A 19,805-nucleotide genomic window follows, 5' to 3' on the forward strand; every position below is an offset into this window, starting at 1 on the left:
CTAGCATGGCGAACCTGCGATATCGAACACGCGAGCGGGCCATTCCAGAATCAGCTCGGACCTGCAAGAACCTTTCGCGATACGTTCGGGACTTTGGCAACCCCCCCTGCCGCCAGCGATGGCAGAGGGCAAGGCTCTCTCAAGCCATTCGTTCGATGGATGGCCGTTTGAGGTGCCTTTCGTTTCCCACTGGAAGGAACGTTCCGCCATTGGCAGGTCGGTCACCGTGTGCCCGCCCGGGTTCAGGTAAGTGAGCGGGTGCTGCCCGTCGTATTCGAGTTCGAGCCGCTGACTGAGACGGGGTCTCCGTAGTGAAATGGTCAGGGAAAGGGTGGCAGCCAAGGGCGGGAAGGCGTGTCTCTGAAGGGCGGCTCGCCGCCCAAGCGCGCCACCCAGTAGTCGCCAGTCCAGCGCTGCGAGAGCCCGTTTCGGGAGACCCTTTTCAACTGGGCGAAGCAGCGGGCGTGGGCGTCCCCAGAGCGTTATTTGAAGGTATTCCTTCGAGGCGTCGGTTTCGCAGCGCTCGAAGTCGGTGAGCCCGAACAGCTGCCCGTCGATCAGGAAGATGGGCGTCCAGCCGGCCAGAGCCGGCGTCTCCAGCAGCGTTTTTGCGGGGATTCGCACAGGAGCGGGACACAGAACCTTGCCCTGCCAGGTCACGTGCAGAGGTATGCCACCGGCATAGCGCAGTTCCACGGTGTCGCGACTGAAGCCCTGCGGGGGTTGTCCGCGAGCCGAGACCAGAGCAAGTGTTCCGGAAGGGTCGCCGACCCTCAGGATTTCCAAGCCGTCGCAGGCGGGTGGTGCGGACTCACATTCCTCCAAGGGGAAAATTCGATCGCGTTCAGTGCGGCCGGCTTTGCCGCGTGACCATGCGACAAGAGCCGCCGTCCAGGCGTTATAGACGGACAGATGCATGTAGTCATCCCACCCAGTCCTGGGCTTTGCGGTGTCTGCGGGATTCAGCCCGAGAAAACCGTCCGGCCGGACCTGGTGGGCCCAGCGTTCCAGCACGCCCTCGAGCATCCGACCGGGCGCCGTCTTGGGGTGCCAGTCTTCCGCTGCTCCAAGCAGTAGCAGGCTTGCCACGAGGCAGGCGTCTCCGAAGAGCGCGTGGCTGCTCCGCCCGAGGCCACCGACGTGGCCGTGGCCGTCCCATACGTAAAGGCTCCAGGTCAGCAACCTTTTAATAATGGGTTTCCACACATCCTGGTTCCCGTACTCCGCAGCCATGACCGCTACGAACAGCGCTTTGTGGTGGTAGGCCGCGGGCGTCGCCCCGCGTGCCGGTATTCCGGGGCGGGCCGGGTAATCGACGAATGCACCGGAAGGCGTGATCCAGCGGTCAAAGAGCCCTCGCAGGCGCGCATGCGCACGGATTCTGGCGTTGCCGCTGGCTTCCTGTAGTTCACATAACCGGGCCAGCAGGGACCAGTTGTTGGAGGGATATCCGCGGGAAAGCTTGCACCGTCGCGCCAGGCGTCGAATGTGCGAGACCTCGCTTGCGGATGCGCCGGATTGCTCGAGGTGCTCTGCGAGCAGATTCAGGAGGAATCGGTTGAAGGGGGCGTGCCCTGTCTGGTGCGCCGGCAAGGCCTCCCATGCCTCCAGGGGGTGGTGCCAAAACTCGGCATCGGAACCCCCCTGGGTGGCGAGTGCCAGCGCGGCGGCGGTCTGTCCGTAGTGGTCCCCCGGCGTGGGGGCTTCGTCCGCTGGATCGTAGAGGCCCACCCCGGGCTGGGTGTTGGCACGTAGCGCTGCGGTCAGGCTGTTTATGCATTTGTCCAACGCGATCGTCGTCTGGGTAGAGGTAGCGTTGATCGTGAAGGACTCCATCAGGCCGTTATCCACAACTGGAATCAGCTTCGGGATGACGATGGCCCCATCAGGGTGCCGGACACGACCGTGTCGCTTTCCGTCTTGACCGGTGCGGGATCGGGATCGGGATCGGGATCGGGGTCGAGGTCGGGAGAGGAGGACGGTTCCGGCTGTACCGGCCCGCTGGCGACCGGAGCCGTGGCGGGCTGTGGGGCCTGTTCCAGTTCTCTGCGCATGATGACGGCCAGGGCGACAAAGGCGTACAGGAGGTTGAAGTAGGCGACATCGAGGAAGATGCCGGATATCAGGTAGCCAACCAGCCCCACTTGGAGTGCCCAGGCGTATTCCGATAGCCAGATCTCTCCGGTTCTTTGACGTGCCGTTCGCCGGACGCGGTTGAGGGTGTGAAAGGTGAAGGCGATCAGTAGCAGGAATACCGCCAGCCCGCCGAATCCGTGTTGGCCCAATATCCCGAAGTACACGCTGTGGGGAGACAGCACGTGGCGCCATCGGCCTTCAAAGTTCGCATAACCGATCCACCAGTCATAGCCCAATGCCGCGTTCCGGAAGCCCATTCCGGTCAGGGGCCGCTCCAGCGCCATGTTCCAGGCCACGCCCCAGGACTGGATGCGCTGCATGGCGGACTGGTCTTCCTCGTAGGTCTCGATGGTCTGCCATCGCTCGACGAGGGGCTCTGGTGCGGTCACGCCGACGACCGCGACCAGGAAGAAGCCGACGAGCACCATCAGCCACTTTTTGTGCATGTGCCAGAAGAGCAGGGGCACAATTGCCAGCAGGCCGACGAACGCACCGCGCGAGTGGGTCGCGAGGATGGCGATGGCGGTCAGCCAGAAGACGCCATAGAGGAACCACCCGATCGGGCGCGAGAAGCGACTGAGGAACTCGAAGCCGAGGTCGGCCGACCAGCGCTGGTGGAACATTCGGGCGGATACGAGGATCAGAGGCAGGATCATCAGCATGGCGAGCCCGATGTAGGTGTTGCCGGAGAGGTACGAACCGGTAGGGCCGAGGACCATGTGGGCGCCACCCGTCTGAACGGCGAAGATCCCGCCTTTGAACCCGTAGAACGCGAGCGAGGCGGTGATGACCAGCAACAGCCACACGATGCGGCGTTCGCCGTAGATCAGTAGCGGGGTAATGAAAGTGATCAGCAGGATCTTCATGAAGTGGATCCAGAAGTCCCACGCCCCGCTGGAGTTGACCGCGAAATAGCTGGTCATCGCGAAATAGCCCGCCAGAGCGAACAGCATCACCGTCTCGCGGGTGAACGGGAAGGGTTTTCGGTCCTTCGCCAGGAACAGTGCGATCAGTGTGGCCCCGCCCAGGTAGGTGGCCAGCGGGGCGCCGCGCATGAAGGTCCAGGTGTGCCACTGGGGCGCAAAGAGCCCGACCCAGAACCAGGCCAGGATGCCGATCCACGCGTAGCGCACGATCAGGGGCACGAGCACGACGACGATCAGGGCGAGCAGGTAGTCACGCATGCAGTTCGAACCTCGCGCCGCTGTGGCTGGTTCAGGCGATAGGGGCTGGCTCATGGCCCGTTTCGTCGCATGTTACACGCGGCCGCTCCCGTGTAACCCCGGGCCGACGAACGGGCTACTAACGGTGCGCCCGGGCCGCGGCCGGAAGCGGCTAGTGCCTGGGGTATGATCGAGCCGTCAGTTTCCGATAGCCCCGGGCGCCGAGATGTCCTTTCTTGTGCACGATTCCGTATGGATGCAAGCCGATAGCGCAGCGGCCGCCCCGGCCCTGCGCTATCGGGACGAGGGCGAGGACTACGCGACGCTGGCGACCGGTATCGATCGAGCCGCCCGGCGCCTTCTGGGGTGCGGTCTGGGGCGTCAGGAACGGGTGGCGGTCTACCTCGACAAGCGGCCGGAGACGGTGCACGCCCTGTTCGGCGCCAGCCGGGCCGGCGGCGTCTTCGTGCCGGTAAACCCGTTGCTCAAGGCGGAGCAGGTGGCGCATATCCTGCGCGACTGCAACGTGCGCATCCTGGTGACCTCCGCCGACCGACTGGTGACGCTGCGGACGGTATTGCCCGACTGCCCGGATTTGCACACGGTGCTGCTGGTAGGGCGGGAGCCGAGCCAAGACTCGGGCGATGGCGAGGTCGGGCATGTGAGAGTGGATATGTGGGATGCCGCGCCGGAGCATGACGGCCTGCGCCGGCACCGGGTGATCGATACCGACATGGCGGCGATCCTCTATACCTCCGGGAGTACCGGACGTCCCAAGGGGGTCGTGCTCTCGCATCGCAACATGGTCGCGGGTGCACAAAGCGTGTCGACCTACCTGGAGAATCGGCCGGACGATCGAATCCTTGCCGTGTTGCCGTTCAGCTTCGACTATGGCCTGAGCCAGCTGACCACGGCGTTTCGCACCGGGGCCCTGGCCGTGTTGCTGAACTACCTGCTCCCGCGCGACGTGATTCGGGCGGTGGAGCGTTACGGCATCACGGGGCTGGCGGCCGTGCCTCCGCTCTGGATCCAGCTTGCGCGTCTGGAATGGCCCGAGGCGGCGCGGGCGACGTTGCGCTATCTCACCAACTCCGGTGGCGCGATGCCGAAGGAGACGCTGTCGGCCCTGCGAGCCGCACTGCCCGGCACCGACTGCTATTTGATGTATGGCCTGACCGAGGCGTTTCGGTCCACCTATCTTCCGCCCATGGAGCTTGATCGGCGCCCCGGCTCCATGGGCCGGGCGATCCCTAATGCGGAGATCCAGGTGGTCCGCGAGGATGGCAGCCCCTGCGCCCCCGGCGAGCCGGGAGAGCTGGTGCATCGTGGCGCCCTGGTCGCCATGGGGTACTGGAACGATCCGGAACGTACGGCCGAGCGGTTCCGCCCGGCGCCCGGCCAGCCGTCCGGTACCCCGCTGCCCGAGATCGCGGTGTGGTCCGGCGACACGGTGCGCATGGACGAGGACGGCTTCCTGTATTTCGTGGGCCGCCGGGACGAGATGATCAAGACCTCGGGATACCGCGTGAGCCCTAACGAGGTGGAAGAGGCGGTCTATGCCACGGGGCTGGTGGCGGAGGCCGCGGCGCTGGGGGTGGAGCACCCGGATCTGGGCCAGGCGATTGTGCTGGTGGCCCTGCCGCAGGCGCCGGAGTTGGACCCGGACGACCTGATCCAGGCCCTGCGCCCCCGTGTGCCGGGCTTCATGCTGCCGGCGCATGTCGGGTTGCGCGCCGAGCCATTGCCGCGCAATACCAACGGGAAGATCGACCGCAAGCTGCTTGCCGCGGAATTCGGTGATCTGTTCCGGGAGGGCGTTCCGGCATGAACGATACGCGCCCCGGCCACAGTGCGATGGGTCAGTTCGCGGTGGTGGACGACTGCCTTCAGCTCGGCGACCAGTCGCTCGTGGATCTGGCCGCACGTGTTGGGCAGACCCCTTTCTACGCCTACTCGCGGGAGGCGATGACCCGGCGGGTGGCGCAATTGCGCGCCGCACTGCCGGACGGTCTGTCGCTGCATTACGCGATCAAGGCCAACCCGATGCCGGCCGTTGTGCAGCACATGGCCGGCCTGGTGGATGGCCTGGACGTGGCCTCGCAGCGGGAAATGCAGGTGGCGCTGGATACCGGGGCCCGCCCCGGGGATATCAGCTTCGCGGGGCCGGGCAAGTCGATCGCCGAGCTGGAGGCGGCCGTCGCGGCCGGAATCACCCTCAATCTGGAATCGCCCACCGAACTGGAGCGGGTGGGTGCGATCGCGGCGCGCACTGGGCATCAGGCGCACGTGGCCGTCCGGGTGAACCCGGACTTCGAGCTGAAAAGCTCCGGTATGCGCATGAGCGGCGGCCCCAAGGCCTTCGGCGTGGATGCCGAGCGTGTGCCCGAGCTGCTGACCCGTATCGGCGAGCTGGGCCTGCACTTCCGCGGGTTTCACATCTTTTCCGGCTCACAGAACCTGCGCCCGGAAACCCTGGTCGAGGCGCAGGGGCATACCTTCGATCTCGCCCTGCGCCTGGCCGAGTCGGCACCGGGGCCGGTCGAGATGCTGAACATTGGCGGTGGCTTCGGCATCCCATATTTCCCGGGGGATCAGCCGCTGGATCTCGGGCCCATCGCGGAACACCTGGAGAACCGCCTGCCGGGGGTGCGCGATGCGCTGCCGGATGCGGAGATCATGCTGGAGCTGGGTCGCTATCTGGTTGGCGAGGCCGGAATCTACGTGGCCGAGGTGCTGGACCGCAAGGAGTCCCGTGGTCAGGTCTTCCTGGTTACGAACGGCGGGCTGCACCACCACCTGGCCGCCTCCGGCAACTTCGGCCAGGTGATCCGCAAGAACTATCCGGTGGTGGTGGGCAACCGGGTGCATGGCCACGAGCGTGAGCTCGTGAACGTGGTCGGCCCGCTGTGTACCCCGCTGGACGTGCTGGCCCAGCAGATGGAGCTGGCGCGTGCCGATGTGGGCGATCTGATCGTGGTCTTCCAGTCGGGTGCCTACGGCTATACCGCCAGCCCGACGCGCTTTCTGAGCCATCCGGAACCGGTGGAGATCCTGGTGTGAGCACCGCCGTTGCCGCTTCCGTGGAGCCCTCGGCGTTGCCGCTGGCGCGGCAGAGCGTGTATCTGCCCTTCCGCTTCGGGTATCGCACGCTGGCGGAGCCGGTGCGCACGATGCAGGTGCTGCAGCTCCCGTTTACCCGGATTCGTGTCGAGCATGCCGAGCAGATCCTCGCGGCTGCACCGGAGGAGGACTGCCTGATCCGCTCCATGCCGGTGGAGGCGCCTTTGCCCCGCATCTCGCGGTTCCGGGGGCGGCTGCGCTTCGTGCCGCGGCAGTACCAGCGCCACTTCATTGACCTGACGACCGGCTGGGAGGCCTATCAGGCGCGTTTTTCCTCGAAATCGAGGTCGAGCATGCGCCGCAAGGTGCGCAAGCTGGCAGACGCTTCCGGAGGCGCGGTGGACTGGCGCCAGTACGACACGCCAGAAGGTATACAGGAATTTCATCAGCTGGCTCGCGAGGTCTCGTCGCGGACCTATCAGGAACGGCTGCTGGATGCGGGGCTTCCGGGCAGCGAGGGATTCATCGAGCAGATGCTGGAGCGTGCGCGCGAGGGGCGGGTGCGGGGCTACCTGCTGTTCCTGCACGGGCAGCCCATTGCATATTTGTATTGTCCGATCGATGACGGAATCCTGCGGTATGCATTCCTCGGATACCTCCAGGAACATGCCGACCTGTCGCCCGGCACGGTCCTGCAGTGGCTGGTGCTGGAGGCGCTGTTCCGCGAGGGTCGGTTTGCCCTGTTTGATTTCAGCCCGGGTGAGGGGGCGCACAAGTCGCTGTTCGGAAAGGATGCCCGCTTTTGCGCCGACTTGTACTTGTTGCGCCCGTCCTGGCGTAACCGCGCCCTGGTGTACTCGTATCTGGCGGTAACGGACCTTTCGCGCCTGGTCAGCGCCGCCCTTGGCCGCCTGCGGCTGAAGGGGCGGGCCAAGCGTCATGCCAGGGCCGCCTCGGCCGGTTGAGACGAGAGAGCTCGTGCGCCGTTTGCGGCTGTCACCGATGACGCTCGAGGCCTCCTCGCTTTGGTTGCTGAAGCGCGTGACCGGCATCCAGGTGCACTGGCTCTATCAACTGGGTGCGAATACGCCGCATGGTGGCCAATCCCGAGGCATGCCGGCCGATGCGCGTCATCACCAGTTCATTGATGTGGCGGGGTTCGATGGTTTGCCCGAGGAGCATGCCCGGGCCATCGCGGGACACACCGGCCGATCCCCTCGTCGCCTGTTGCGCGAGGGGGGGCGCATCCATGCGCTGGAGTCGAATGGACGGATCGTCTCCCAGCTCAACGTGCAGTTCGGCGAATTCGATGTGTCCACGCCGATTCCGTTGCGCTTCTGCCTGCCGAGCGATGCCTTCTTCGTGTCCTTCCTGTACACACCGCCAGCCGAGCGTGGTCACGGGTACGCCCAGATCCTGTTGCGACATGCCTGCGAGGCCCTGTTCCAGGAAGGCTATGGCCGCGCGTTTTGTCATGTGCGCTCCACCAATCTGGCGTCGCGCCAGGCGTTCCGGCGTGCGGGCTGGCGGCCGGCGGGGGGGATTGTAAGCAGCCTTTCCGGGCGGCTGGTTGGCACACCCGGGGTGGGTCGGGGCCTTGGGATCTCGCCGGTCAGCGCTTCTTCAGGCGACGCTTGAGGCCACCCTTGATTTGCAGTTGCCCGGCGAGCGTCGAGACTGCATCCGACGCGCTGTTGAAAACGCCGAGGCTTGCGTAGCGCAGGGTGCCGCGCCAGTCCCGGGGGAACAGGTAGAACTTGCCCTCGTTGTGCGCACGGTTGCCGAGCTTGCGCTTGGCCGGATTGTCGCCGTGGAGGAGGTCGATGCGTTGCGCAGCGGGATGCAGAGAGACCAGGTCCCGGATCGACTTGATGTGCAGCACCATCCCAGGCGTCCAGTCGCTGAAGTCCGGATCGAATCCTACGTGGTGACTGAAGTAGGTGCCGCCATGGAGAAAACCTATCCGCCAGGCGATGACGTTGTTGTCGACGTACAGGCCATAGCAGCGCGCTCGACCTTTATCCGATGCTGCCAGTAGCTGGCGCTCGATGGCGCCGCCGGGCCCTACGCCGAGCTTCAGGATCCGGTGCTGGTAGGTGCGGCGGGAGACTGGGGCCACCTGTTCAAGGAAGGACTTGAGTTCGTCTGCTTGTGTCATGACCCGGACCTCCGCGCGCGGGCCGAACTCCCGGTCAAATCGGCGTTCTCGCCGTTTCAGGTCCTTGCGATGGTCACGCGGGAGACTACCGAGGTAGTCATCAAAGCATGGGGGCAGGTCGATGCCTCGACGGACATCGGTGTGGCCACTTTGCAGCACGTGATAATCGCGTCGAAGCTCGACGGAGTGCAGGGCTTGCCACAGCGGCTCGCCTTCGACCACACCGATCAGGAACACCACACCACGGCTGTCCAGCTGTCCCCTCAGCGCGGAGAGGATGGCGGTCAGGTCGTCTCGTGACCAGTCGGGCAGGTTGCCGGTGAGTACGTGACGCCGGATCTCGATGCGCCGCAGGGCCATGCCACCGAGGACGAAGCTGAGGGCCCCGTCGTGGACATAGATCGGTAACTGGCGGGAGTCCTGTTCGGCCAGCAGCACGCGGCCGTGGCCCGGGTGGCGAATGGCGAGCAGCCACTCCGGGTCATGTTCCATCATGGTACCCGGCGCCGGGGGAGCGAAGGCCTCGTCCGGCGAAGCCTCGCGCAGTTGCCAGCCCGTTGCCCGGGCATCATCACCGCGCTGCGTCGCTGCCCGGGTCTGCATGCCTACACCCCGACCCGGGCGTGGTTGAAACGGTTGACCAGGATGCGCCCCAGGGCGCGGTAGGCGGGCACGTCCAGCGTATCTTCATGGGGTGTCGCCGGCGCGTGGCCGAGTGCGCTCATGCAGGCCGCCTCCAGACCGGGTGTTTCCGTGACGAACTCGCACAGCCGCTCCAGGCGGTGTCGAGTCACGCGATCGATGGGCGGCGGCCGGGTGGCGTCGCCCCGGTGCTTGACGAACTCGAATGGGTGGGTGAGGACCACGACATCCGATATCCCCTGTTCACAGGCCTTTTTCAGGACGGTGCGGGTCTCCGGCCAGGAGCAGCCCGTGATCGTGAGGGTCTTGTGGTGGCGCCGCCCGGGCCAGCGGAAGTCGGAGTAGGTGGTGACCGGGAACTCGCGAATGCCGTCGATATCGTGGTGCCCGGCGAACAACTGCAACTCTGGTTCGTGCGGACGGAAGATCGCGAGGCCGATGTTCGAGGCCATCCCGATGCCGCATTGGCGCATCGCCGCGTACACGCCCAGTCCGACCTTGAGTCCACCGGTGCGCAGGACGCCGGGGGCGGGTAGCCCCCAGCGGCGAAACGTGTCCTGGCCCATCTGGATCAGGCGCACCTGTTCGTCCTCGCTGCGGCGGGTGATGTCGTCGTTCGGTGGGTCTACCTGGAGCCTTTGGGCCCAGTCCGGCTTTTCGAAGTACGTCCAGCAGGGGTGCAGGTGGAGCTGCACGTCATGCCCGCGCGCGGCAATCTCGCGCGCAATGCCTCCCATCGGCTCGTCGCCGAAAAAGCAGGTGTTCAGGGCCTCGACAAAGAAGGTGCCGCGGATACCGTGCTGTTCCAGGGTCGCCATCAGATAGCCCAGGCCTTCCGAGCGGCCCTGGCGCTCGCAGTACACGGATGGAGGCCCGACCGGTGTCCGATTCTCCGGATCGGCAAAGGCCCCGCCGATGCTGAACTCGGTGTCGACCGTGATATGGACGCGGGTGGTCATGCCGCTTGGCGCTCGCGGGGTTCGGCGAGGTTGCGGGCCAGGCGCAGGCCGAAGCGCATGGGGGTGCGGTCCCAGGGCGTGAAGCGCGGAAGCTGGTACGGGTCGGAATCGATGCGTGCGGCGCCGGCGGCGGTGGAGACGGCGGCATCGAAGCCGCAGTCGCGCGCGATCCGGACGTGCTCGGCGGCGTAGTCGCGGCCGGGACGGCCGTTCGGGTAGGCGAACAGCCGCAGGGGCCGGCTCAGCATCTGCTCCAGATCGGTCTTGCCGCGCTGAATCTCGGCGCGGGCGGTGTCGGCATCCACTTCGGTCAGGATCGGGTGAGTGGCCGTGTGCCCGCCGATCCCCATGCCCGCCGCTGCCAGCTCGTGTACCTGGGCGCGGGTCATCATCAGGTCGTTCGGCAGATCGATCCCGAAACGCCGGGCCAGTGCCTCGGTACCGGCGGTTCGCTGCTCGGCGGGCTGGTACTTGAACTGGCTGATCAGGGCGTGGATCAGCTTCAGCCGGTCCTGGTGGGTCTCCAGCGTCCACTCGCCAAGGCCTTCCGGGCCCAGGTCGGCATTTTTCGGCAGGCGGCGCACCGTCTCGATCAAGGTGTCGTTGAACATGCGTCCGCCGTCGAGATACCCGGTGGCGATGAAGAACGTGGCCGGGACGCCCTCCTCGCGCAGGATGGGCAGGGCGACCTCGGCGTTGTCGGCATAGCCGTCATCGAAGGTCACACTGACTGCGCGGGCGGGCAGCGCGCCGGCCCGCAGGCGGTCCACGGCTTCGTCCAGTGGAAGCGGGTTCATGGATCGGGCGAGGAGCCGCATCTGCCAGCGGAAGTCGTCGGCGTGCGGATCGCCAGGCAACAACGGGTCGGGTGCGGGCAGTACGCGGTGGTAGATCAGGATGGACAGGCGTGCGCGGGCGCCGCCGGGCGACATCAGGGACAGCAGCGAGCGCAGCAGCATGGCGGTCAGCCCGTGGCTTGGGCGCGCGGTTCTTGCCCCAGCCATCGGGCGATGACGGCCGCGATGCGTTCCCCAGCCCGGCCATCCCAGTACTGCGGCACGCGGCCCTTCTTGCCCCCATGGTCCATGACGTCACGGAAGGCGGCCTGCAGGCGTTCCGGGTCGTGTCCGACCAGGACATTGGTGCCATCGTCGATGGTGATGGGCCGCTCGGTATTCTCCCGCAGGGTGATGCAGGGGACACCCAGGGCGGTGGTCTCTTCCTGCATGCCGCCGGAGTCGGTGAGGACCACTCGCGCGTCCTTCATCAGGCCCAGCATTTCCAGGTAGCCCGCTGGTGGCAGTACCGCGATGGCCGCCTCGTTCAGGTGGTGTTCCAGCCCGGAGGCCCGCAGCCGATCACGGGTGCGGGGGTGCAGTGGAAAGACCAGGGGCAGCTCGCGGGCGATGCTCGCGAGGGTGGTGATCAGGCGTTCCAGGGTTGCCGGATCGTCGACATTGGACGGGCGGTGCAGGGTCAGTACGCCATAAGCGCCGTCCGGGGCGAAACGGGCCGGGTCTAAGCCCGCGGCCTGCAGGGAGTCGCTCCAGGGGGCGGCCCGGTCCAGGTTGTAAAGCTGGGTGTCGATCATCACGTTGCCGACGAAGTGGACGCGCTCGCGTTCGATCCCCTCGCGGGCGAGGTTGTCGATGGCGTGTCCTTCGGTTGTGAACAGGAGATCGGAGATCTGGTCGGTCAGGACCCGGTTGATCTCTTCCGGCATGCGTCGATCATAGCTGCGCAGGCCGGCCTCTACGTGGATGACGCCGATCCCCTTCTTGGCCGCGACCAGGGCGCAGGCAATGGTGGAGTTTACGTCGCCCACGACCAGAACGGCCTGTGGATTCAGGCGGTCGAGTACCGGTTCGAAGCGGCTCATGACCTCGGCGGTCTGGACGGCGTGGGAGGAGGAGCCGACCTCCAGGTTGATGTCCGGGTACGGGATGTTCAGATCGGTGAAGAAGCGCTCGTTCATCGCCGGGTCGTAGTGCTGGCCGGTATGCACGAGCTGGGCACTGATGCCGGCGTCTGTCAGTGCGCGCATCACCGGGCCAATCTTCATGAAGTTCGGCCGTGCGCCGACTACGCACAGGATTTCGCATTGCGGCTGGGCAGTCATGGGCTATCGAGACATCCTGTAGGCGCATGGGCGGGCCCGCTCGCGACGACGCCAACGGGCGCGGCTCGGCATCCTTGTCGGGTTCGTCGGCCCGGTCCGGATCCCTGTCGAATCACTTTATCGTTTCGGCAGGAACGCGCGGCACCGTTCGTGAATAGCTCGTTAGATCCGGGATGCGGGTTTGCGCGTGACAACCGAGTGGGAGGCGCTCATCGTTGGATCCAGAAGACGGGTGCGGCACGAACTGCGTGAATCCGCATACCGGTACCGAGGTTCGGTGATGGGGTGTTTCGAGCACGTACTGCTTAAGTGGCTTTGCGCAATGTTTGCGGCGTGCGTCTTGCTGCTTTGGATGCCGGTGGCCGCTGCCGGTATCGTCGCTGAGGCGGTATCGGCGAGTCCTGGCGGTGGTCTGCCGGATGAGGGCCGGAATGTCGTTCAGGCTGGGCCGGAGGACTACCGGGCGGCGGTGGCTGCGCTGGGGCCCGGTGACTGGTTGCAGCTGGAGCCGGGGGACTATCCGCGTTCGCTGCGGTTACACGGAGTGCGCGGGACGCCGGAGCGGCCCATCGTGATCAGCGGGCCAGCGGAAGGTGAGCCGGCCGTGCTGCGCGGGCGCCGCGGGGAGAACACGATCAGCCTGGTGGATGCGGAACATCTGGTGATCCGGCATCTGACGCTGGATGGCGGCGGGGAACCGGTTGCGGGGGTGGTGGCGGAGGCGCGCGGTGACGGCGTGCATCACGTGACGCTGGAGCACCTGACCATCCGCCATTATGACCGTTCGCAGGGCAACACGGGGATCACGACGCGCGTGCCGGCCTGGGGCTGGGTGATCCGGCACAACGAGATCCATGATGTGGGTACCGGGATGTATCTCGGACAGCCGGATGGCACCAGCCCGTTTGTCGGTGGCGTGATCGAGCACAACCATGTGCACCGCACTCTGGGGTACAACATACAGATCAAGCACCAGACGGAAAGGGAGATGATTCCGGATCAGGACCCGGGCCCGCGCGAGACGCGGATTCGCTTCAATTTTCTGAACAAGGCAGAACGCGGGAGCGACGGGGCTCGGGCCCGCCCCAATCTGCTGGTGGGGCATTTCCCGCCCACCGGCCCGGGGTCTGAAGACCGCTATCGCATCGAAGGGAATCTGTTCTACCAGAACCCGCACGAGCGACTGTTCCAGGGCGAGGGCAACCTTCTGATCCACGACAACCTGTTCGTGAATGATGTCGGCGATGCGGTGCTGGTCCGCCCGCACAATCACCTGCCTCGCGAGGTCCGCATTGTGAACAACACGGTCCTGGCGACCGGGTTCGGGATTCGGGTGGACGAGCCCGACCGGGCACACGAGCAGGTGGTGGCGGGCAACGCCGTGTTCGCCGGGCACCCGTTGCAGCTCTCAGGCGGTATCGCGGGAGCCGAGAATTTTACGGCCTCACGCGAAGCCGCGGCCCGTTACCTCGTGGCCCCGGATGCGGGACTGGATGAGCTGGATCTCTACCCGCGCGCGGGCGGTTTGCGGGAACGTGGAGACAGCGTGAGTTCGCCCGCAATCGCGGGCGCGGATCGCGATTACAATGGCCGCCTGCGCGAACGACCGGTCTGGGGCGCCTATGCCGGTCCGCCGGGCCCCAATCCTGGGCGTGTGGAGGGGATCGGGCCGCGCGTGCCGGGTTGTGCGCCCTGCCAATAGGGAAACATGGATCCGTGTTTCCCTGAGCCGGACGCGGTCCAGGGACAGAACGGCCCCCGCCGGGGTGCCGCATGACGAAGAGCAACGAGAACGGACATCTTATGCATACGCTTCCCGCGCTGGATGAAGTCACCATTGGGGTCATCGGTCTTGGGTATGTCGGCCTGCCGCTGGCCGTCGAATTCGGCCATCACTGGTCCACCATCGGGTTCGACATCGACCCGGAACGGGTGCAACAGCTGCGGGCCGGGGTGGATCGCACGCGCGAGGTGGAGGCGGACAAGCTGGCGGCCACGCCGCATCTGGAATACACCTCGGACCTGGAGGCGATGCGGGCCTGCAACGTGTTCGTGGTGACGGTGCCGACCCCCATCGACCGGCACAAGCGCCCCGACCTCGGACCGCTGCTCGGGGCCAGCCGCAGTGTGGGGCGGGTGCTCAAGCCGGGCGATACGGTGATCTACGAATCCACCGTGTATCCGGGGGCCACGGAGGAGGATTGCGTGCCGATCCTGGAGGCGGAGTCCGGCCTGGTGCACAACCAGGATTTCTTTACCGGCTACAGCCCCGAGCGCATCAACCCGGGTGACAAGGAGCACGGGGTGACCTCCATCATGAAGGTCACGGCCGGCTCCACGCCGGAGGTGGCCGACTTCGTCGACGCGCTGTACGCACGGGTGATCACCGCCGGTACGCACAAGGCCGAGAGCATCCGCGTGGCCGAGGCCGCCAAGGTGATCGAGAACACCCAGCGCGACGTGAACATCGCGCTGATCAACGAGCTGGCGCTGCTGTTCGAGCGCCTGGGGCTGGATACGGAGGCGGTGCTGAAGGCGGCCGGGACCAAGTGGAACTTCCTGCCGTTCCGCCCCGGGCTGGTGGGCGGCCACTGCATCGGCGTGGACCCGTACTACCTGACGCACAAGGCGCAGGCGGTGGGGCACCACCCGGAGATGATCCTGGCCGGGCGGCGGGTGAACGACTCGATGGGCGCCCACATCTCGGACAACACGGTGCGGGCCCTGGTGCGCAAGGGCATCAACCCGGTGGGCGCTCGCATCCTGGTGATGGGGCTGACCTTCAAGGAAAACTGCCCCGACCTGCGCAACACCCGCGTGATCGACATTCACGCCACCCTGGCCGGCTATAACGCCGAGGTAACCGTCTTCGACCCCTGGGTGGACCCGGCCGAGGCCGAGCACGAATACGGCATCACCCCGGTGACCGAGACCCCGGACCCGGGGCAGTTCGATGCGATCATTGTCGCGGTGCCGCACCGCGAGTTCCTGAAGATGGGGATCGAGGCGATCCGGGCGCTGGCACGCCCGGAGTCGGTGATCTTCGACGTGAAATCGGTCTTCCCGCGGGAATCGACCGACCTGCGCTTATAACAGCGGTTCGGGATGCACTCGCAGGGAGGCATCGAATCCATCGTTCGGTGTCGCCCCGGTCTTGCGACGAAACGATCTTCGACGGGTGGTGCAGAGCCCGTCGAAGATCTCCGTGGTGGATGTTTCAGCTGCCGCTGTCGGACCGCTTGCGGCGCCAGAGCATCGATCCGGCTACCAGCAAACCGCTAGCAAACAATACTAGAGTGCCGGGCGTCGGGACTGGCGTAACTTGTTCGAGTTCACCGATGGTCATATTGTCGAAGCTGAAGATGTCGGTCGTCGGCCCTGCGACCAGGTCAAAGTCGAGCGAAGTGAACAGAAAGTCCTCACTTGAGGCGATTGCGCCGAAGTAGAAGACCGAGCCGTCCGTAGATCCGAACGATCCCACGGTGTGCGGGACGATTTCCTGGTGGACGCCTCCCGAACTCAGGTTGAAATTGATCAGCAGTTGCCCGCCGAAGTCCCCGATGTCGATCCCGTAGAACCCGAAGGCGGCGATGTCCTGTCCGAAGTCCACGCCGAATCCGTCGTCTCCCGTCGCATCGGCCCGCCAAGTGTTGGTGCCCGATACGGAGTACCGACCAGCGAAGGCGCTGCCCTCGGAGACGGTCTTGATGCGGCCGTCCCCCGTAAGGGTCGCGTCAAGCGTGCCACCACCGAAGCCGGGGAAGGTCAGATTCAGTGGCGCAGTGGTCCCCGTGGCAAAGCCTTCGAAGTCCTCGGTTCCGACGCCACTGAGCGACCCGAGAAAGGCGCTTTCGGCCGCATCTGAGTTGGGGGTCTCAGACAACGGAACGGTCGCCGAGTTGTTCAGATCCTCTCCGAAATAAGTGATGAACGCGGCCTGGGCCGAGGTTCCGGCTAGCATCGCCCCCGCGGCGATCAGTGCAATAGCGAGTGGTCCTTTCATGCTGCGACTCCCTTGTTGGCATCCTGGGTCCCGTCCGAAGCAGCAATCGTGCCATTGCGCTGCAACTCACTGACTTGTCGGGATTCAACGGGGCATACGAGAGGGTTCGGCCTTGCCGGTGTAAACGTTCGTGACGCTTGTCGCGATTCCTGTGCGCTACTGCTCCGCGGACTCCACCGGGTATACAGTGATGACCCGGCCCCATCCCCGAGCGCCGCATGAACGCGATGGCGAATGCAGACGAGCCCTTGTCCCTGCGCACCTGTGCGCTGTGGGCCTGGCTGTCGCTGGGGGCGGCGATCTATCTGACGCTGCTGCCGTTCGAATTCGGCTCGATGAGTCTGGAACGCGCCTGGGAGATCTACCGCGGCATGAGCCTGACCGGCCCCGGCACCAGCGGCCGCCAGCAGTTTATGGCCAATGCCCTGATGTTCTTGCCGCTGGGGTTCTTCTGGACCGCGTGGCTGACCCATGGCCGCCGTAATCGACTGACGGCGTTTGCGGTGTTCACCTTTGTGGCGGCCCTGGGGCTGGCGGTTACGGCGAGCGTGGAGTTCCTGCAGGTCTGGCTGCCCTATCGGCACCCCGCGGGCGCCGATATTGCCGGTAACTTTTCCGGGGCCGTGGCCGGTTCGCTCGCCTGGCTGGCCCTGCGCAATCCGCTGGTGCGCTGGCGACAGGTGCTGGAAGGCGCGGGTGCGCAGACCCTGACCGCCGGCCTGGTGGTCTATGCCGCGCTCTACGTGCTGGTTGGCTTCGTCCCCTTTGACTTTGTACTGGCCGCGGACGAGTTGCGGGCCCGGTTGGCATCGGATGCCTGGGGCTGGTGGGTGGCGGCCGGCGCCTGCACTGGCGGCGTTCGCTGTATCAGCTGGCTGATGCTGGAGGTGGTGGTCAGCGTGCCGGTGGGGTTGCTCCTGGCATTGTGGCTGCAGCGGCGTGGAGCATCGCTGCTGGGGGTCGGGATACCCCTGGCTCTGCTATTGGCGGGGCTTCTGGAGCTGTTGAATCTGGCGACCCTGTCGGGGATTGCCGAAGGCCGCTCCGTGCTGCTGCGGGCGCTGGGGATGGGGGTCGGCCTTGTGCTGTTCCGCCGCCTGCCCGCGCATCCCCATGGCGTGATCCGTTCGCTGCAGCAGTTCGCCCCGCCGTTGCTTGCGACCGGCGCTGTCGCCTACGCCTTGCTGCTGGTCGCGCTCAACCACGGCTTCGGTGCGTTTCACGCCGACGGGGAGGCGGCCCGGGCGCAGTGGGCCGACCTGAACCTGTGGCCGTTCTATTACCACTACCACGTGGACGAGATCCACGCCCTGCGCAGTACCGCGCTGCACCTGGCCATGTACGCGCCTCTGGGGGGGCTGGTCTGGCTCTGGCAGTTGCGTCATCCGCTGCAACCGGCCGCGTTGAACCTGCTGGCCGTCGTCGCGGGGGCGGTGCTGGCACTGGCGGTCGAGGCCGCCAAGCTGTTCGTGGACGGTGCCCGCCCGGACCCGGCCAGCCTGGTTCTGGCCGGGCTGGCGGCCGGATTCATGGCGGCCTCGCTGCAGTGGCTGGAACGCGCGAGCGTGGCGGGTGTCGCGCAACCGGCCGTCGCGTCGCGAGACGAGCCCCGCAATGCAGCCCCGGGACCGAGCGTTCCCGGCCCCGTCGAGGGCTCTCTGCAGCGGTTGCGGCAGGCCCTTGGCGGTCTCCTGGCTTTGGTGGCCGTGCTGGCGGCGGTGACCTGGCCGGTGGCGCCGGTCGCGCTGGCCGCGGGGTTGCTGGCCTACGCCGCCTTGCTGGCCTGGCGCCCGCAGGCCTGGCTGGTCGTGATGCCGATTCTGCTGGCCACGCTGGACCTGACTCTCTACCACGGGCGCCTGTTCGTCTCCGAGCTGGATCTGTTCCTGCTGATGACCCTGGCCGTGGCCCTGTGGCGGGGGCCCCATGCGCTGCATGCGGGCGTATCGCTGCTGCCGCGCGGGATCCGCTGGCCACTGGGGCTGCTGGTCGTTTCCACCCTGATCGGCCTAGCGCTGGCCCTGTGGCCGCCCGGAGGCTGGAATCCCGGCGCAGCGGTGCACTTTGCCCACGAGTGGAATGCGCTGCGGGTGGCCAAGGGACTGCTGTGGGCGGTGGTGCTGCTGGCGGTGTTGCGCGTGGCGCCCATTCCGGTCCGGGAGCAGGTGACACGCTGGTTTCTCCCAGGCGTGGCCCTGGCCCTGCTGGCGCAGCTGGCCTTCGTGGTGCGGGAACGGATCACCTACCCCGGGCTGCTGGATTTCGACAGCGGCTACCGGCTCTCCGGCCTGTTCTCGGAGATGCAGGCCGGTGGCCCCAGTATCGAGAGCTTCCTGGTATTGGCCTTTCCGCTGGCCCTGGTCTGGTGCTGGCGGCAGCGTCCCGGCCTGATGCTCGCGGGCACCGCCGTGCTGGCGCTGGGGACGGCCTACGCGGTCGCAATGACCTATTCTCGCGGCGGCTACCTCGGTCTGGCGGTGGCCGTGGCCATCCTGCTGCTCGGAGTGGTACTGGCCACAGTGGCCGGGCGCGCGCGCCCGGGCCGCGGCGCGGTAGTGGGCGTGCTGCTGCCGCTGGTGGCGATAGCCGTGGTGGCGGGCACCACGCTGGGCGGTTTCGCCGAACAGCGTCTGGGCCAGATCGAGCGCGATTTCGGCACCCGTGCAGACCACTGGCGCGAGGCCCTGGAACTGCCCGGTGGCGGTTCTCTGGCCGCGCTGCTAGGGCGCGGGGTAGGCAGTTTCCCCGAGCACTACCGTACGGGCAACCGCGACGGACGCCTGCCCGCGAACCTCGCCTTCAGCCGCGAAGAGGGTGAGCCGCGCCTGCAGATCGGGGGTGGCGACTCGCTGTTCGTGAACCAACGCGTGCGTCTGCCCCGCGACGGTCAGTACACCGCGAGCGTGCGGGTGGCCGGTGCCGAGGCCGCTGGCTTCCGGGTGTTTGTCTGCGAAAAGCCGATCCGGCATTCGTTTGCCTGTCGCAGTGAGGGGATGCGTCTGCAGGAGGGAGGGCGCGAGTCCTTCCAGTGGCGTTTCGATCTGGAGCCGATGGAGTCGCGCCGGTGGCCGTTCCAGCGCGGACTGGTGCTGTCCCTGGCGGTCGATGCGCGGCAGCAGTCTGTCGTCGAATTTTACAGTGTGCAGATCCGCGATTCGGAGGGCCGTGAATATGTGGCCAATGCCGATTTCCGACAGCTGGGGCGGTACTGGTATTTCACGACGGATCACCTTCGCCCGTGGCGGGTCGAGAATCAGTGGCTGGAGATCTACTTCGACCAGGGCGGGCTCGGCCTGCTGGCCTTCGTCTGGCTCACCCTGGCCGCCCTCGTCCTGCTGCTGCGGCGTGGCCTGACGGGCGATCGGGTGGCGCTGGGGGCCGCCGCCGCACTTACGGGGGCCTTGGCTATCGGACTGTTCAGCACGCTGTTCTTCTCGCCACGAATCGCGCTGCTGTTTTACCTGACGCTGTTGCTGGGCGTGGCGTCGGCGCCGCTGCGAGCCGGTTTGGATGCTAACGCTGTTTCGGCGCGGGCCGGGCCTGGAGCCAGCTGAGCTGGCCGGTA

Annotated in this window: 14 protein-coding genes; 7 read left to right on the forward strand and 7 right to left on the reverse strand. The window is 66.4% G+C overall.

From position 1 onward, the window contains the following. Positions 1–1,836 (reverse strand): hypothetical protein, encoded by a 1,836-nt coding sequence (locus F627_RS0103810; protein WP_019583332.1) that lies wholly within the window; start codon positions 1,834–1,836, stop codon positions 1–3. A gap of 23 nt (positions 1,837–1,859) precedes the next feature. Beyond that, positions 1,860–3,320 (reverse strand): putative O-glycosylation ligase, exosortase A system-associated, encoded by a 1,461-nt coding sequence (locus tag F627_RS0103815; RefSeq protein ID WP_019583333.1) that lies wholly within the window; start codon positions 3,318–3,320, stop codon positions 1,860–1,862. 235 nt (positions 3,321–3,555) lie between these two features. Here F627_RS0103815 and F627_RS0103820 point away from each other — a divergent pair, with 235 nt between their 5' ends. Genes F627_RS0103820 through F627_RS0103835 form a run of 4 tightly spaced genes read left to right on the forward strand, consistent with a single transcriptional unit; the run spans position 3,556 to position 7,997 of the window. After that, positions 3,556–5,127 (forward strand): acyl-CoA ligase (AMP-forming), exosortase A system-associated, encoded by a 1,572-nt coding sequence (locus F627_RS0103820; RefSeq protein ID WP_026332018.1) that lies wholly within the window; start codon positions 3,556–3,558, stop codon positions 5,125–5,127. Then, complete coding sequence (locus F627_RS0103825; protein WP_019558820.1) at positions 5,124–6,359, forward strand: pyridoxal-dependent decarboxylase, exosortase A system-associated; 1,236 nt, start codon at positions 5,124–5,126, stop codon at positions 6,357–6,359. The genes F627_RS0103820 and F627_RS0103825 overlap by 4 nt, the downstream gene beginning before the upstream one ends. After that, entirely contained in the window at positions 6,356–7,324 is a 969-nt protein-coding gene (locus tag F627_RS0103830; RefSeq protein ID WP_018881894.1) for a GNAT family N-acetyltransferase, read from the forward strand. The genes F627_RS0103825 and F627_RS0103830 overlap by 4 nt, the downstream gene beginning before the upstream one ends. 37 nt (positions 7,325–7,361) lie before the next feature. Then, entirely contained in the window at positions 7,362–7,997 is a 636-nt protein-coding gene (locus F627_RS0103835; protein ID WP_019583335.1) for a GNAT family N-acetyltransferase, read from the forward strand. On the opposite strand, the gene F627_RS0103840 is transcribed toward F627_RS0103835, so the two are convergent. From F627_RS0103840 to wecB, 4 genes are read right to left on the reverse strand one after another with little or no spacing between them, the layout of a single operon-like run. After that, entirely contained in the window at positions 7,972–9,120 is a 1,149-nt protein-coding gene (locus F627_RS0103840; protein WP_019583336.1) for a GNAT family N-acetyltransferase, read from the reverse strand. The two genes, F627_RS0103835 and F627_RS0103840, sit on opposite strands and share 26 nt — an antisense overlap. 2 nt (positions 9,121–9,122) lie before the next feature. Then, entirely contained in the window at positions 9,123–10,118 is a 996-nt protein-coding gene (locus F627_RS0103845) for a hypothetical protein (protein ID WP_019583337.1), read from the reverse strand. Continuing rightward, entirely contained in the window at positions 10,115–11,077 is a 963-nt protein-coding gene (locus F627_RS0103850; RefSeq protein WP_019583338.1) for a polysaccharide deacetylase family protein, read from the reverse strand. The genes F627_RS0103845 and F627_RS0103850 overlap by 4 nt, the downstream gene beginning before the upstream one ends. A 5-nt stretch (positions 11,078–11,082) precedes the next feature. Further along, positions 11,083–12,237: a non-hydrolyzing UDP-N-acetylglucosamine 2-epimerase gene (gene wecB / locus F627_RS0103855; protein WP_019583339.1), complete on the reverse strand. Its 1,155-nt coding sequence runs from the start codon at positions 12,235–12,237 to the stop codon at positions 11,083–11,085. Positions 12,238–12,808: 571 nt separating this feature from the next. Here wecB and F627_RS0103860 point away from each other — a divergent pair. Both F627_RS0103860 and tviB read left to right on the forward strand, forming a co-directional pair. Further along, entirely contained in the window at positions 12,809–13,939 is a 1,131-nt protein-coding gene (locus F627_RS0103860; RefSeq protein WP_026332019.1) for a hypothetical protein, read from the forward strand. Positions 13,940–14,040: 101 nt separating this feature from the next. Beyond that, complete coding sequence (gene tviB / locus F627_RS0103865; protein WP_019583341.1) at positions 14,041–15,330, forward strand: Vi polysaccharide biosynthesis UDP-N-acetylglucosamine C-6 dehydrogenase TviB; 1,290 nt, start codon at positions 14,041–14,043, stop codon at positions 15,328–15,330. 124 nt (positions 15,331–15,454) lie between these two features. Here tviB and F627_RS0103870 read toward each other — a convergent pair whose 3' ends face one another. Beyond that, on the reverse strand, positions 15,455–16,240 hold the full coding sequence (locus F627_RS0103870; protein ID WP_018880096.1) for a hypothetical protein: 786 nt from the start codon (positions 16,238–16,240) through the stop codon (positions 15,455–15,457). Between the two features lie 218 nt (positions 16,241–16,458). Between F627_RS0103870 and F627_RS0103875 the strand changes: the two genes are divergently transcribed. Next, positions 16,459–19,794, forward strand: a complete 3,336-nt coding sequence (locus F627_RS0103875) for a VanZ family protein (protein WP_019583342.1) — start codon at positions 16,459–16,461, stop codon at positions 19,792–19,794. Positions 19,795–19,805: the final 11 nt, after the last annotated feature.

It is taken from the genome of Thioalkalivibrio sp. ALE16 (genome assembly GCF_000381305.1).
GTDB lineage: Bacteria > Pseudomonadota > Gammaproteobacteria > Ectothiorhodospirales > Ectothiorhodospiraceae > Thioalkalivibrio.